Annotated in this window: 14 protein-coding genes and 1 pseudogene; 3 read left to right on the forward strand and 12 right to left on the reverse strand. The window is 38.6% G+C overall.

Annotated elements, in window-relative coordinates; all coding sequences use genetic code 11:
* Nucleotides 1-25 precede the first annotated feature (25 nt).
* The 11 genes and pseudogenes from ttcA to ccoN all read right to left on the reverse strand — a co-directional run bounded on the left by ttcA (nucleotide 26) and on the right by ccoN (nucleotide 10,116).
* Nucleotides 26-940, reverse strand: coding sequence for a tRNA 2-thiocytidine(32) synthetase TtcA (gene ttcA / locus L655_RS0119695; protein ID WP_024606033.1), 915 nt, complete (start codon nucleotides 938-940; stop codon nucleotides 26-28).
* Between the two features lie 172 nt (nucleotides 941-1,112).
* On the reverse strand, nucleotides 1,113-2,039 hold the full coding sequence (uspE, locus tag L655_RS0119700; RefSeq protein ID WP_024606034.1) for a universal stress protein UspE: 927 nt from the start codon (nucleotides 2,037-2,039) through the stop codon (nucleotides 1,113-1,115).
* Between the two features lie 94 nt (nucleotides 2,040-2,133).
* Nucleotides 2,134-2,880 (reverse strand): FNR family transcription factor, encoded by a 747-nt coding sequence (locus tag L655_RS0119705; RefSeq protein ID WP_024596435.1) that lies wholly within the window; start codon nucleotides 2,878-2,880, stop codon nucleotides 2,134-2,136.
* Between the two features lie 41 nt (nucleotides 2,881-2,921).
* Nucleotides 2,922-3,593, reverse strand: a complete 672-nt coding sequence (locus tag L655_RS0119710) for a sulfite exporter TauE/SafE family protein (RefSeq protein WP_024596434.1) — start codon at nucleotides 3,591-3,593, stop codon at nucleotides 2,922-2,924.
* Complete coding sequence (gene ccoS / locus L655_RS0119715) at nucleotides 3,586-3,753, reverse strand: cbb3-type cytochrome oxidase assembly protein CcoS (RefSeq protein ID WP_002963071.1); 168 nt, start codon at nucleotides 3,751-3,753, stop codon at nucleotides 3,586-3,588. Before ccoS ends, L655_RS0119710 begins: the two co-directional genes overlap by 8 nt.
* Nucleotides 3,750-6,124, reverse strand: a pseudogene (locus L655_RS01000000125940) (heavy metal translocating P-type ATPase). The gene ccoS and the pseudogene L655_RS01000000125940 overlap by 4 nt, the downstream one beginning before the upstream one ends.
* Before the next feature lie 8 nt (nucleotides 6,125-6,132).
* Nucleotides 6,133-6,624 (reverse strand): FixH family protein, encoded by a 492-nt coding sequence (locus tag L655_RS0119725; protein ID WP_024606035.1) that lies wholly within the window; start codon nucleotides 6,622-6,624, stop codon nucleotides 6,133-6,135.
* A 148-nt stretch (nucleotides 6,625-6,772) separates the two neighbouring features.
* Nucleotides 6,773-7,807 carry a cytochrome-c oxidase, cbb3-type subunit III gene (ccoP, locus tag L655_RS0119730; protein WP_024606036.1) on the reverse strand — a complete coding sequence of 345 codons (1,035 nt, stop codon included), beginning with the start codon at nucleotides 7,805-7,807 and terminating at the stop codon, nucleotides 6,773-6,775.
* On the reverse strand, nucleotides 7,804-7,989 hold the full coding sequence (locus L655_RS0119735) for a cbb3-type cytochrome c oxidase subunit 3 (RefSeq protein ID WP_010554061.1): 186 nt from the start codon (nucleotides 7,987-7,989) through the stop codon (nucleotides 7,804-7,806). Before L655_RS0119735 ends, ccoP begins: the two co-directional genes overlap by 4 nt.
* A gap of 6 nt (nucleotides 7,990-7,995) precedes the next feature.
* Nucleotides 7,996-8,670: a cytochrome-c oxidase, cbb3-type subunit II gene (gene ccoO, locus L655_RS0119740; RefSeq protein WP_010554062.1), complete on the reverse strand. Its 675-nt coding sequence runs from the start codon at nucleotides 8,668-8,670 to the stop codon at nucleotides 7,996-7,998.
* A gap of 12 nt (nucleotides 8,671-8,682) precedes the next feature.
* A complete protein-coding gene (gene ccoN, locus L655_RS0119745) occupies nucleotides 8,683-10,116 on the reverse strand; it encodes a cytochrome-c oxidase, cbb3-type subunit I (protein WP_007585649.1) in 1,434 nt (477 codons plus the stop codon).
* Between the two features lie 339 nt (nucleotides 10,117-10,455).
* On the opposite strand from ccoN, the gene L655_RS0119750 reads away from it, so the two are divergent.
* The 3 genes from L655_RS0119750 (at nucleotide 10,456) to L655_RS0119760 (ending at nucleotide 15,648) form a co-directional block, all read left to right on the forward strand.
* Entirely contained in the window at nucleotides 10,456-10,881 is a 426-nt protein-coding gene (locus L655_RS0119750; RefSeq protein WP_024606037.1) for a hypothetical protein, read from the forward strand.
* Nucleotides 10,882-11,503: 622 nt separating this feature from the next.
* On the forward strand, nucleotides 11,504-14,191 hold the full coding sequence (locus tag L655_RS0119755) for a TonB-dependent receptor (RefSeq protein ID WP_024606038.1): 2,688 nt from the start codon (nucleotides 11,504-11,506) through the stop codon (nucleotides 14,189-14,191).
* A 104-nt stretch (nucleotides 14,192-14,295) separates the two neighbouring features.
* A complete protein-coding gene (locus L655_RS0119760; protein ID WP_024599138.1) occupies nucleotides 14,296-15,648 on the forward strand; it encodes a hypothetical protein in 1,353 nt (450 codons plus the stop codon).
* A gap of 49 nt (nucleotides 15,649-15,697) precedes the next feature.
* Here the strand turns inward: L655_RS0119760 and L655_RS0119765 are convergent, their stop codons facing one another.
* Nucleotides 15,698-15,952: a lipoprotein gene (locus L655_RS0119765; RefSeq protein ID WP_024606039.1), complete on the reverse strand. Its 255-nt coding sequence runs from the start codon at nucleotides 15,950-15,952 to the stop codon at nucleotides 15,698-15,700.
* Between the last annotated feature and the right edge of the window lies 1 nt (nucleotide 15,953).

Here is a 15,953-nt window from a genome sequence, read left to right on the forward strand (position 1 = left end):
ACTCTTAGCTAACTATAACTAAAAGTTAGCTAAGATTTATAGTAACTACACTTGGCACTTCTTGTTCATCAATTTCACTACTTACTGGTACTTTAGGTATGTCAGGTTTATCAAGGGCGATATCGCCACCATCAATTACTTCACCTGTTTGTAAGTTTTTAAAATCAAATAAGTCAGCATCAGCTAAATGTGAAGGCACTATGTTTTGCATTGCTGTAAAAATACTTTCGATACGCCCAGGATGCTCCGCATCCCATTTTGCAAGCATTGCTTTTGTATGTTTACGCTGTAGGTTTTCTTGTGAGCCACAAAGATTACAAGGGATTATAGGGTAGCCTTGTGCAAATGCGTATTGGGCTATATCGGTTTCTTTGCAGTATGCAAGTGGGCGAATAACCATGTGCTCGCCATTATCACTCATTAATTTAGCCGGCATACTTTTTAGTTTACCGCCATAAAACATGTTCAAAAATAAGGTTTCAATCATGTCATCACGGTGATGCCCAAGGGCTATTTTAGTAGCGCCTATCTCATTTGCTGTGCGGTATAAAATACCACGACGTAAGCGTGAGCAAAGTGAACACGTTGTTTTACCTTCAGGGATAATATCGGTAACAATGCTGTAGGTATCTTCTTCTACAATTTTGTACTCAACATTTAGTTTATCAAGGTACTGGGGTAGTACATGTTCAGGGAAATCCGGTTGTTTTTGATCAAGATTTACAACAACTAGGTCAAACTTTATAGGTGCTACACGTTTTAAATGTTGAAGCATTTCAAGCATGGTGTAGCTATCTTTGCCGCCTGATAAACACACCATAATACGGTCGCCTTCTTCAATCATATTGAAGTCCATAACAGCTTGACCAGTTTGGCGACGTAAACGCTTTTGCAGCTTATTTAAGTTAAATTGAGCTTTAGCTTGATCTGAGTGTGACAATTACGCCCCCTAGTAAAACAATACAGCAAAGTTATTTGCTAAAAATAAAGGGGCGTATTATACCCAAACCACCTGAATATGCGAGTTTAGGATGTAATTAAAAGCAATTTAAACACGGTATTTTTAGCAAGTAGTATATGAGCTGTTACTTGCTAAAAATCTTTTGGTTAATCTAGTTTTTTGCAAGTGGGCTCACGTAACCATCGGGTTTGAGTGCCAGTACATCACAGTCTAGGCTATCAATTACATGCTCTGCTGTGTTACCTACAAGAGCAGCACTTAAGCCGGTACGCCCAACGGTACCAATAACAACTAATTCGCTATTTAACCGCTTCGCTACATCAGGGATTACATCCTCTGGCAGGCCTTCTTCAATAAAACATTGCTCTGGGTTTAAATTAAACTCTGCAGCAAGTGCATTGGTTGATTCATGATGATGTTTTTTAACTGATTCGTTATAAAGCCCCGGGTTAAACTCAGGAATTTCGATTGCGATATTTATGGGCGTTGCAGGATAAGCATTAACTAAATTAAGTTTTGCGTTGGCAAGTTCACATAAAAATTGTGCGTCTTTAATAACGCGTTTATTAAGTGCTACATGCTCTTCATTTTCGCTAACTGCATTTACAGCAGCTAAAATATTACCGTGAGCAGGCCACGCCATTTCTTTTACAAATAAAACCGGAGCTGGGCATTTGCGTACTAAGTGCCAATCGGTCGGGGTAAAAATAACGGATTTAAGTGCACCATGTTGATGTGTGCCTTTAATTACTAGATCGTACTTTTCATCAATTACAGTATCGATTATGGCTTCGTAAGGGCGATTATGCCAAACCACTTGGGTTTCAATATTTATATCTTTGTAAGGAGAGACTAAATCGTTTAGCCATAGCTCACGATCTTTTAGTACAGCGTCACGCATTGCTTCGCGCTCATCGCCTGATAGCATGGTTGTCATTTCGTAAGAGAAGTCGTAAACCGTCATAAAAGCGGTAATACTTGCGCCAGACTTTTTAGCTAAATCTATTGAACGTGCTAAGCCGTGTTGATCGTCTTTGGTAGGGTCAATAACCGCAATAATTCGTTTAATAGTGTTCATATGCTACTCCATTTACATAACGGGTGTACATTTAGTGTAACGTAAATATAAAACAGTTAAAGGGGTAGCATATAAATTGTTGTTCTAAATCAAACTATTTAATTTGACGAGGCTTAACAATTGCCGCTGTTTTTGCCAAGGCATCATTATCTAAAATTGTAATAAATTTACCTTCTACTTTAATTAAGTCTGCTTTTTGAAAACGACTTAATAAACGACTAATAGTTTCTACAGTAAGGCCTAGATAGTTGCCTATTTCACCGCGAGTCATCGTAAATCTAAATTCCTTACGCGAAAAACCGCGCTCACCAAAGCGCTCAGATAAGTTATAAATAAAACTAGCTAGGCGCTCTTCTGCTGATTTTTTATTGAGTAGTAACAGCATTTCTTGATCGTAAGTAATTTCGCTACTCATTAAGCGCATTATTTGTTGGCGAAGTTTAGGTAATTTCCCTGATAGTTCGTCAAGAGTATCGAATGGGATTTCGCAAACCATTGACGTTTCAAGTGCTTGTGAGAAACTTGGATGAGTCATTTTATTTATCGCATCAAAACCAACTAGATCGCCAGCTAAATGAAAGCCAGTAATTTGCTCATCACCTCGCTCTGATAATGTGTACGATTTAAATGAGCCTGAACGTACCGCATAAATAGCCTGTAAAGGTGCACCTGATTCAAATAGATAGTCGCCTTTATGGAGAGGTTTTTTTCGCTCAATAATTTCGTCTAGCTTGTCCATTTCTTGGCCATTAAGTGAAAATGGCAAACACAATTGACTGATACTGCAGTTATTACAGCTAATAGCACAATTACCTTTAGTACGGCTTTGAGAGAAATCCATAATTTAATCCGTTTAAATTTTTATTCACGACATTGTGTAGATTAATGTACCAACTTGTCGGTTGCAATAATCAATAAGTAGATACCATACCAAATTATAACACTGCCTAATACAATTCGGGTCCATGGATGGTTAATAATAGTATTTAGTTTTTGCGCTGCAACGCCTAACGTGATCATCGCGGGAAAAGTACCCAGAGCAAAGCAAAGCATAACTAAAGCACCATCTAAAGCACTAGGACTAGTCATCGCCCATGTAAGCGCTGAATATACTAAACCACAAGGCAGCCAGCCCCACAAAGCACCGTAACCTAGGGCTTTAAAAGGAGAGTTGATAGGCATTAAATATTTATTTAGTTTAACAATGTGTTGCCACACCAAGGTTTTGCCAATTCTTTCTAACCACTGCAAAGTAGGGCCCAAGCGCATTATATACACGCCAACGAGGAGCATAAAAATAGCAGCAATGAATGAAAGGGCTAAAGAAAAGGACGTATTTTGCCTTGCAAATTGACTACTAATTCCTGCAACAAGTGCGCCTGCTGCCATGTAGCTCAAGGCACGTCCAACATTATAGGCAAATGAATAGGTAAATGTTTTGCGTTTGTCACTAGCCAGTTGTAATGAGCTTGCAATACCGCCACACATAGCAATGCAATGACCGCTACCGATTAGGCCCATTAAAAATGCGCTGGTATAAAGAGGGTCAATCATTACTTTTATTATGTTGCTCTTTGTCGTCTTCAAACAAAATACTATGACCTTGCTTGTTTAAATCTGAAAACTGCTCACTTTTTACGGCCCAAAAAAATACGCCAATAGCAATAATGACAAATAAAATGGCAATAGGGATCAAAATGTAAATTATGCTCATAACTTTAATAGCCTTAGTGAATTACTAATCACAATAATTGAGCTGGCAGACATGCCAATAACAGCCATCCATGGGGCTACTAAGCCCAGCGCTGCCAATGGTAATATGGAAGCATTATACAATAAAGACAGCGCAAGATTTTGTTTAATAATACGTCTGGTTTGTTTGGCAACATTAAGTAAATGACCAATGGAGGCTAAATCGCTATTAAGAAGCACTACATCAGCACTATTTTTTGATATGTCAGCACCGGTTTCCATAGCAATTGATAAATGCGCACTGGCAAATACTGGGCTGTCGTTTATGCCATCACCGACCATAGCAACCACTTCGCTTTGTGAAGACCATTGCTCAACTGCGGTTTGTTTATCCTGTGGGGAACATCCTGATTGTACGCTTTCAAGTTTAAGCTGTTTAGCTACTTTTTGCCCTGCATCTGACGCGTCACCGGTTAACATATGACACGTTAAGTTTTGCGATTGAAGAGACTCTATAAGCTTTTTCGCATCGTTTTTTACTTTATCAACAAAGTAAAAACGTGCAACAACTTGTTTATTTATATATAAGCTTGCTTGTGCATTCGATTTTTTGCTATCAAACCAGCCACTTTTACCAATTGCGTAATGATGAGTTGTATCTTGTGCGCTAATTCCTAGCCCTGGATGTACTTCAACGTTATCAAGAGTGTTATGAACGGGCGTGATTTCATCAAAAGCGCTGGCAATAGGATGCTCAGAATAACGCTCTAGCATGGCTGCCATATCTAGCACTTGCGTTTTTGTATATTTTTTATCGATTATATCTACTTCATCAAGGCTAAATTTACCTTGCGTAAGTGTGCCTGTTTTATCAAATGCAAATAAAGTGATTTGTGAGAGTGTTTCGAGCACATGTGCTTGTTTTATTAATACGCCTTTTCGAGTAAGTGTTGCCACTGCGCATGTAAGCGCGGTGGGTATAGCTAAACTCAGCGCACACGGGCAGGTAGCAACTAAAACCGAAATGGTGATCCAAAATGCGTGCTCAGGATCAATTTGGTACCAGCCGATCGCTGTAAGTGAAGCAAATACAAGCAAACAAGCTATGAACCACTGTGCGACTTTATCAGTAATTTCAACTAGTTTAGGGCGCTTGGTTAATGCGTTATGTTGCAGGCGTATTATTTGATTTAAAAGTGTATTTTGGCCAATTTTATTAATTTTTATTTCAATAACGCCGTCGTGGTTAACGCAACCGGCATAAACATTGTGACCAATAAATTTAGTTACAGGTTGATGCTCCCCCGTCATCATTGACTCATCAACGGTGGTTTTACCTTTAATTAGTTCGCCATCNCAGGAATCGTTTCACCCGCTTTAATAAGTACTACGTCATTAAGTTTTAGTTTTTTGGCTGCAATTATAAGCTCTTCGCCACTTTCGTTAATGGTGCGGGCTGTTAATGGCAATAGTTTTTGTAAGTTGGCAGTAAACTCACTGGCTTTTAAACGCGCTCTAAATTCAAGGTATTTACCTAATAACAGTAAAAAGGTGAACATACACACAGATTCAAAATACACTTCGCCGACTTGCATAAATGTGGCGTAACAACTTGCGCCAAATGCGCCAAAAATAGCCAGTGATACGGGTAAATCCATATTGAGCTGTTTTGCTTTCAAGCCATTTATAGCATTGGTTAAAAAGGGCAGTGCGCTATATAAAACAACAGGGGAGGCAAGTACTAAGCTGATCCATCTAAAATACTGCTCAAAGTTACTGTCCATGCCTGAAAACATGCCAAAGTACATGGCAAATGCAAACATCATTACTTGCATGGTCATTAAACCAGCAACACCTAAACGGCGAATATAGGCTTTTGCAGTTTGTTGCTTTTGCTGAGCTTCAATATCTGATTGAAATGGGTAGGCTTTATAACCAATTTTAGCTAAGGAAGTAATAACTTCACTTAATGGGGTGCTGGTTTTATCCCATTGAATCATCGCGCGGTTGGTAGATGTATTTACATCAACACGCTTAACTGAGGTTAAATTTAAGAGTTGTTTTTCGATAAGCCATGCACAAGCGGCGCAGGTTATACCTTCAACGCTTAATAATACCTCTGAGATATTATCGTTAGTGGCTATAAATTCGTCTTGAATGTCTTCGTTGTCATAACTTTTTATAAATGCGAGTTGCTCAGGTACCAGCTGTTCGACCTTTCCAGCACGAACCGTTCGGTATTTATAATAATCGGTCATACCTTGATCAACAATATTTTGCGCAACAGCTTGGCAGCCAATGCAACACATTGGCTGAGCTTTATCGTCAATTATAACGTTTGCGCTAAATCCGTTTGGCACACTTTCAAGGCAATGAAAGCAAGAGTTAGACATAGTTATTACTACTTATAATTAGGAGTAACTAAAACGGTTTGTTCAGTTGGTAACGTTATATTTTCTTTCATTTTCCAACTGCCATCTATTGGCTCAATAAAGACAGAGTAGGCACCTTGCGTATACTCGTTAAGTAATGCAGTAAATTCTTGATTAGCATTAGGCGTAAGCGTAACTGCAAAGTCATGTGCTTTAATGGTGCGGTGATAAAAAGATAGCTTCAACGCATGTACATTACTAAAGTCGCCTTTAGAAAATCTAAAGCTTACACGCTCGTTTGTTACATTTAATTCGCCATGTAGATAAAGTGCTTTTGCTTTTTCAAACTTAGTCAGTTCTAAGTTTATTGCTTTACCTTTTTTGTAGTAGTCGTCAACAACCATATCTGGACCGTTACCTATTGCCGTAATAAATAAGCTAATACAGCCAATAATGGCAACTAACGGAAAAAAGATTAAAAACCAAGGCCAAAAATTTTTATACCACGGAGTAGGTTGCATAGTTGCTCTAAATTAGTTTAGGGAGGTTTATTTTATAGGAATTATACGTAAAAGACTAAAAAAAAGCCTCACAGTGGAGGCTTTTTTGATCTGGATTAATCTATTGAATTAAATAAATTAATTTATAAACATTTTATTAACCGCGTGCTTATTTATCTTGCGATAAACTGTAAACATAGGCAGTTAATAAGTGAATCTTATCTTCACCTAAAATGTCTTTCCATGCAGGCATTACACCGGCACGGCCGTGGTTAAGCGTTTCTTCAACAGCACGTTGAGAACCACCATATAACCAAATGTTATCAGTCAGGTTAGGCGCGCCAAATGGTAAGTTATGTGCAACTGACCCTTTACCATCAGCACCATGACATGCGGCGCACATAGCAAACTTAGCGGCACCTGCGTCTGCGTCTTTTTGGTTAACAGTACGACCAGAAAGGCTCAGCACATGTGCTGTCATTTCTTTAACGCCTTGTTCGCCAAGAGCAGGACCCCAAGCTGGCATTGCTGCAATACGACCATAAAGAAGTGTTTCTTTAATTTTGTCAGGTGTTCCGCCATATAACCAATCTTTATCAGTTAGGTTAGGGAAGCCAGCACCACCACGTGCATCAGAGCCATGACATTGCGCACAGTTTTGTGAAAATAAACGCTGACCAATTTCAATGGCTACTTGGCCATCTGTTTGCTCATGTTTATTACCATTATCAAGTGCTATTTGCTGTGCAGCATCACCTTCAAATTTAGAGTTAACTAAATCTAAAACGGGTACTTGTGCAAGTTTATTAAAAATAGGACCAAAGCGCTCTTCTGCAGCTTCGTACTCTTTATCAAGTTTTACAAAGCGACCATCCGCTTTTGCCTCTGCAACTGCTTTTTTAGATTCAGCTAAAGACGTAATACCTTGATTAGAACTAGTCCATTTACCTAAACCTTCCCAGTTGCCTAAACCTGGGTAAGCTGCAAGGTAATATACTGACCAAATGAAAGTTGCGAAAAACATGTAGGTCCACCATTTTGGTAGTGGATTATTTAGCTCTTCAATGCCGTCAAATTCATGTCCACAGCTTTCACCTTCTTTTACGCCAGCATAGTTTTTTAAGTTCCAAACTAATAGGCCAAAGATGATGCATAAGCATGCAAGGGTTAATACAATAACCCAAATACTCCAAAAGCTAGTCATTTTTCAGACTCCTTTTCCTCGTTAGAGAGCGTGTTGTCATGTTTTTTTTCATCTTCAAAAATGGCATTAGCAGCGCTGTCAAAACGAGTTTTGCTTCGCTTGCTATATGCCCATGCAACAATCACAATAAACAATACTAAAATTACCAGAGTCAAAATGCCTCTGTATGTTCCGTAATCCATAATTTTTTACTTCAAGTGGGTACCAAGTTGCTGTAAATACGCGATGAGAGCTTGGATTTCTGTTGCGCCTTTGCCATCATTCATAGCATTAACTTTATCAACATCTGCTTGAAGCTCTGCATCATCGCCATAACCTAAACCCGGATGTTTTGGGTTTTCTGGGTTAATAGCAAAAGTATCACGGAAAAGTTGTAGTTTTTTCAGAGTAAGGCTTGTATCAACCGTATTCTCTGCTAACCAAGGAAAGCCTGGCATGTTTGACTCAGGAACCACAGCACGTGGATCAACTAAGTGAGCATAATGCCAATCATCCGAGTAGCGCTTACCAACACGAGCCAAGTCAGGACCAGTACGTTTAGAACCCCATAAAAACGGATGATCCCATACTGATTCGCCTGCTACAGAGTAGTGACCATAACGCTCAACTTCATCACGAAAAGGACGAATCATTTGTGAGTGACAGTTAGAACAACCTTCACGCACGTAAAGGTCGCGGCCTTCCATTTCTAAAGCGTTAAGAGGGCGTAAACCCTCTACTGGTTTAGTTGTATCGTCTTGAAACATTAGCGGAGTGATCTCAACTAACGCGCCGAAGCTAATAGCAAAAACAGTCAGAATAGCCATAAGGCCAACGTTCTTTTCTACTATTTCATGTTTGTTTTGTGAATTTTTCTTGCTCATCATCTCACTCCGTTATGCTAATTGTGCTTGCGCGTCTAGTTTCAGAGATTCTTTCTCAGCTGAAATAGTGCGGTAAACGTTATAAGCCATAACTAACATACCCGTTACGATGAATACACCGCCTACAAAGCGCATGATATAGAAGGGATGCGACGCTTCTAAAGACTGCACAAAGCTGTACATTAATGTACCGTCAGCATTCACTGCACGCCACATTAGACCTTGCATTACACCTGAAATCCACATTGCAACAATGTATAAAACAACGCCTACAGTGTGTAACCAGAAGTGGGTATTAACCAATTTAACGCTATACATACGACCTTGCGCGAATAGCGCAGGAATTAAGTGGTAAATAGCACCAATTGAAATCATAGCAACCCAACCTAGTGCACCTGAGTGTACGTGGCCGATTGTCCAATCTGTGTAGTGAGATAACGCATTTACAGATTTAATTGCCATCATAGGACCTTCAAACGTAGACATACCGTAGAAAGACAATGAAACAACTAAGAAGCGTAGTACTGGATCAGTACGTAGTTTATGCCATGCGCCTGATAGGGTCATAATACCGTTAATCATACCACCCCAAGACGGTACGAATAGGATAATAGACATAACCATACCTAAACTTTGCGTCCAATCAGGAAGCGCAGTGTAGTGAAGGTGGTGAGGACCTGCCCAGATGTATAATGAAATTAATGCCCAAAAGTGAACTACCGATAAACGGTATGAGTAAACTGGGCGACCTGCTTGTTTTGGTACAAAGTAATACATCATACCCAAGAAACCAGCAGTTAATAGGAAACCTACAGCGTTGTGACCGTACCACCACTGAACCATAGCATCTACCGCACCTGCGTAGATTGAGTATGATTTAGTTAACGACACAGGCACTGCCATGCTGTTTACAATATGAAGCACTGCAACAGTGATAATAAAGCCAGCATAGAACCAGTTAGCAACATAAATGTGCGACACTTTACGCTTGATTAAAGTACCAAAGAATACAATAGCGTAAACAATCCAAACCACAGCGATTAAAATATCGATAGGCCATTCAAGTTCTGCGTATTCTTTTGAGCTAGTAATACCAAGTGGTAATGTAATTACTGCTAATACAATAACTAGCTGCCAGCCCCAAAAAGAAAAGGCGGCGAGTTTGTCTGAGAAAAGACGCGTTTGACAAGTACGTTGTACGACGTAATAAGACGTCGCAAAAAGTGCACTGGTACCAAATGCGAAAATTACTGCGTTCGTGTGTAACGGACGTAGTCGAGAGTAAGTTAACCATGGTGTATCAAAGTTAAGTGCTGGCCAAGCTAATTGGGCAGCAATCAGAACCCCAATACTCATGCCAACGATGCCCCAAATCACTGTCATAATAGCGAATTGGCGTACAACCTTATAGTTATACTCAGTTTGTGATGCTACTGTTTGGCTCATTTTCTGGCTTCCGCTGCAATAAATGCGTTTAGAAATGAATTACCCACCTTTAAAAGTGGGGCCTACTATTTTCTCAAGCGTGTTATCTAAAACTTTCAATACATGAAAGCTTCAGAAAAAAAACTTGAGAAACCCTTATTTTTTGCAGGTGAAATGATAAATTTTTTGGCCTAAAAAAGATAGGTCAATTACGTAAAATTATGACATCAATCAATGTTTGTGAGCTTGTTGTTTATTTTTTGATACAGTTTGTGCCTAATTTGGCTTAATAGTAACACTCGCACTTGTTATTTGCAGTCGCGATTATTAGTATTTGCTTTTCTTTAGTGCGAAATTGTTATGCTTATATATAGATTAAGTTTATTCACGGCGGTATTTTTTTTATTAACAGCATGTGATTTCTCCAAAAATACAGATGAAAAGTTTCTAGAAAATGCCACATGCACAGCCAATTTGCCTTGTGCTTTTTCAAATGATGTTAAAGTATGGTTAAGCGAGAAAACCCTTTCTCCCGAAACTCCATTTACTATTTTTAGTGATTTACCAACAAACCTTACAATTGAAGATGCCAAGCTTAAAGGCATTACTATGTATATGGGTTACATTCCTCAGCAATTTAAAAAACATAATGGCCTGTGGCAAAGCAATACCATGGTTGGCATTTGTTCTGAGCAAAATATGCTTTGGAATTTAGAGCTAACCGTTAAAGATAATGCCACTTCTGTAGTACAAACTCTCAATTATTCTTTTTACGTAACTTATTAAAGTTGCGGCTACAAACTATTGTATACAGCTTTGCATTTTTGATGTGAGTTCGCTTTCTTATACATACGATTATTTGAGTGACAAGATCAATAAAATTGCCTTTTTAGGTTTTTATACCGATAAAACTTCAATGGTGAATAAGTGCTCTCAAAAAGTTCAATTTTAATTGTGAATGAATAAAAAATCTAATCAAAAAACCTTCTAAAATGGCTAAATAAGACTATTTAAGCGCCAAGTATGCATAAATATGGTTATTAATTAATATTTAGTTTTGCGGTTTTAATAATGTGCTGTGATTAAGTTGTTAATTTGTCTGTTTTTGGTACATAGCTCAGTTAATTACATTTGATTACAAAGTGAATCACTTTGGTTTCAGGTGTGTTTCTAATGTTTCATTGTTTTTTCAAGGCATTGTTTTTAAAATGTATTTATTAATTAACAATGAAACATAATGTAACCTATGTACCTACTATAGTTATTCTATTTTATTTCTTGATATAAATTGAGCCGTCGTTAAGTTTTCGTTCAGTTAAAGGCGCCTAAGTTGCCCACCTGACTCACTATTCTAATAAAAAGTGAGCATTACCAATAAAGGTAAATTTCCAACAAGTAGGGTTCTTTCATGAAAAAATCAACTCTTGGTTTAGCTGTAATCGCAGCGTTTCCAATGTTCTCAAGTGTGCAAGCTTTAGCGGCTGACGAAGCAGTAAAGTCAATCGAAAAAATTCAAGTGACGGGTTCTCGCATTAAGCGTTCTGACATGGAAACCGCTAGCCCAGTTACACTTATTGGCGCAGATGAAATCAGAGCTTCAGGTGCTACGTCAGTTGATAGCGTGCTTCAGCAAATGACTGCTACTGGTGGCGCTATGACTAATCCGGGCGTAAATAACGGCTCTGGTGGTAATGCATCAATCGACCTTCGTGGTTTAGGTTCACAACGTACTTTAGTACTTGTAAACGGCCGCCGTATGATTAACTCAGGTACTGGTGCAGCTTCTACAGTTGATTTAAACACTATCCCGGTATCTATGATTAAACAGATAGAAGTACTTAAAGATGGTGCATCTGCTGTTTATGGTACGGATGCTGTTGCTGGTGTTGTGAACATCATTCTAAAAAATGATTTTGAAGGTTTAGATTTAAACGTTAATTCTGCAATGACATCAAAGCATGATGCATCAGAAACGTCGATCGACTTTACAGTGGGTACTTCATTCGATAAAGGTAATATTGTTTTTGGTGCTCAATATACTAATCGTGGAGAAGCTAGCCAAGGTGATCGTGGCTTTTCAGATTGTCCTTTATTTGAAGGTGAAAACGGCCTTTTCTGCGGTGGTTCATCATTTAGTGAAGGCGGCCATATTTATAACGTAAACACTACGGGTATTACTAACAGTGATGGCGAAGTTGAGCAACAAGGTGTAGCAAACGACAGCGGTTTAAGTAACCGTGGTGGTAGTTTACATCGTTTCACTGATGAAGCTGATGCTTACAATTATGCAGAACAAAGCTACTTATACACGCCAATGGAACGTTTGAATCTTACTGGTATGGGTACTTATGAGTTAAGCGATGATACTAGTCTTTTTAGTGAGTTTACTTACACTAAACGCTGGTCAGAGCAACAATTAGCTCCACAACCAATTAACTTTGGTTTTAACTATAATGAAAGCATGGGTAATAGCTTATTAAGTCAAACGTATGATCAACGTCAGGTTGTTGATGGTGCGTTTGTAGAAGATGCTGATGGTAATTATGTTACAACACCAACTAACTATGCTTACGGTGATGAAATTAGTTATCGTCGTCGTATGACAGAAAGTGGTGCTCGTGGTTTATCTCAAACAGTAGATACAGTCCGTATTGTTGTTGGTGCAGAGGGTGTAATAAGTGATTACTCTTGGGATTTTTCTGCTAACTTTGGTCGCAATGATTCAGTAGATAAACTAAGTAACCTTCATAATGTTTCTGCAATAAATACAGCAATTACAGCGGGAACATTTAACCCATTAGATGAGGCTGATTGGGCCTTATCTAATGTTCAAGACTACATTTACACAGAGCAAAACTCAGGTGGTAGCCAATTATTTATTTTAGCTGCATCACTTTCAGGCGAAATGTTTGAAATGCCAGCTGGCTACGCTGCGTTTGCAGCAGGTGTTGAGCGCCGCCAAGAAAAAGCATGGTACACACCAGATTCAATTGCAGCGCAGGGTTTAGGTAACGATCCTCGCGTTGATGCTACTAGCGGTGGTTTTGATGTAAATGAAGCTTACGTTGAATTTGCAATCCCATTACTTGCTGATGCACCTTTTGCTGATTCAGTTGAGCTAAGTGCAGCTGTTCGTGCATTTGATTATAGTACATTTGGTTCAGACGAAACGTGGAAACTAGGTTTAACTTGGCGCGTAAATGACGAGTTAATGCTGCGTGGTGTTCGTTCTACAGCATTCCGTGCCCCAACAGTTGATGAGCTTTATTCTGGTAACGCGCCATCATACGAGCAAGTTAGCTACCCTGGTGCAGACAGCCAAGCTGAAGTTACCGTTGGTGGTAACAGTAATTTAACTCCAGAAGAAGCAGATACGCTTACAGTGGGTGTTGTTTACGAGCCAGAGTGGTTTGATGGTTTCTCAATGACGCTAGATTACTACGACATTGAAATTGAAAATGCTATTTCTACTTACAACAATCAATATGTGGTTGATCAATGTATTGGTAACGCAAATAGCAGCACTAATGCAATTTGTACAAGTACTTCTGCAGTATTCCAAGCTGACGGCCGTATTGTTTTTAATAACCAATTACGTAACATTGGTTCTGAGAAAACATCTGGTGTTGATTTAAACCTTACTTATGCATTTGAAGCATTAGGTTTAAGCTGGAAAACAGGCTTAGATACAACTTATTTAGATGAGTATGTTGTTGATACCGGTGCAGTAGTTGATTACTCAGGCTTTATCACTGGTGGTGCTGGCGGTTATGCAGATATTAAATCTAACTTTAACTTAAATGTTAAAGGCGACAACTGGGATGCTACATATGAAGCTCGTTATATTGCTGGAATGGATAGCTTTGCATGTATCGGCGATGACACGTGTTTAGCTCCTACAACACCGTCTATCGTATATCACGATATTAGCGCTTCTTACATGATCAATGATGTGTTAACTGTTTCTGCAGGCGTTAATAACATGTTTGATAAAGAGCCACCATACTACTCAGGTAACAACGATTCGAATACTGACCCGTACACTTATGACACATTAGGTCGTCGTTTATTTGCTGGTATTAATATTAAACTATAACTAGCACATTAATCTTATTAAGGCTCAGTATTTACTGAGCCTTTTTTATTGAACAAAATAAAGGAGACAAGTACACTAAAACGATATTTTAGAAGGAGAACTGATTGTTAAAACAAGATGAAAACTTATCTTTTGTCATTGAACCAGAACTAACTCCTCGTTCTGAACAGCGCATAGATCTGTATTTTTCTATCCCTAATGAAATGGGGATTAATCCGCAAACACTTACCGAAGAATCTTACTTTAATAACCACTTTAAATCACACTTAGCGTATAACGCTAACAATATACACTTGCCTTTAGTACGAAGCCGTTTTGTGAGTAAAAACAAAGGTGAGCAGCAAGATTATCGTCAAAACCTTAATTTATTTTGTTACCAAGTACGTTTAGCCCTTGATGCCGATATTAAAGACGCGTTAAAAATTGATGAAGCAGAAGACTTTTATAAACGCGCTAACGAAGTATATGAACAAAGTGAAGGACTTCTAAAAAAGCTGCGTCGCTATACGCCAGATGATGAAAAACTACTGCCATTTTTTACCAATGCTGATAACTATTTAAGTTGGCATGTTGAGCAATCATTTTTAAAGCTTTTAGATGAAGGCCCACGTAGTAGCGATTATGCAAAAGAGCGTAACGATTTAATGCAGTTTTGTAAAAACGAAAATGCGTACCGGGCTGACAAAAACTATAATTCTGAAACCACAATGCAAGACGCTAATCGAATAACAAATAAAATGCGCTTGCTGCAACGCTTGATTGAGCATGGCGTTATATTACAGCGCCAAACACGGTTTCTTAATAGCTACCTTAAGCGATTAGTTAAGGGTACTGTAACGGCAGTTATCATGGCATTCGTGATGGTTGTTATACTTAATGCCCGCTCAACGTTTACTGAAGTCACCGCGACGCTTATTTTAATTTTAGGGGTTATTTACGGGCTACGTGAAATATTTAAAGAAGATATTACGCGTATGATTTGGCGAGCTATTGTACAAGGGCGACCTAAGTGGAGATTTAGTTTTAAAAATAGTATTACTAAAGACAAAATAGCGAGTCAGCTAATTTGGCTTGAATACACACGCTTTAAAAAAATCCCTAAAGAAGTAAAATCTATATTTTCAAAACGTCGTCAACAAAATAAACAAGCTGCGCAGTGGTTACACTTTGCAAGTGAGACACGGGTAAGCGCGAAAGAATTTTTACCTGGGTACGATACACTTCAGCAAACGCTACAATTTAGTCTTGCGCCATTTGCGCGTTATTTAAAACGTGGTGAAGGGAAGTTATATCATTTAGACAGTAATAAAATATCTAAACAGGCGGTTGAACGGCGCTACCAACTTAACATGGTGCTTGTGCTAACTGAGGAAGATAGAACACTTTATCAACGCTATAAAATAACGTTAAATCGAAGTAAAATCGTCAATATTGAGCTTATCTACTCCAAAAAGTGAATTTTAGTAATTAAAAAAGGGACTGATAAAATCAGTCCCTTTTTTAAATTTATTTATTAGCTAAACCATGTTTGCTATATAAAGTTACTTTGTTTGATACTAGCGTGATCTCGATATTTTTTGCTTCGTCGCCCCATACACAATTAGTATGCAGTGTTTTTTCAACACAGTTATCCGCAGAGCCTAAAATGGTATCAACTTCAGTCTTATCCATACCTACTTTGATTTTCTCGTAACTCTCAAGACTTACCTTAGAACAAGCCGCAAGGCTTAATGTAGCTGCGATGATAAGGAGTTTTTTTATT

The organism is Pseudoalteromonas sp. TAE79 (genome assembly GCF_000498015.1).
Classification (GTDB): domain Bacteria; phylum Pseudomonadota; class Gammaproteobacteria; order Enterobacterales; family Alteromonadaceae; genus Pseudoalteromonas.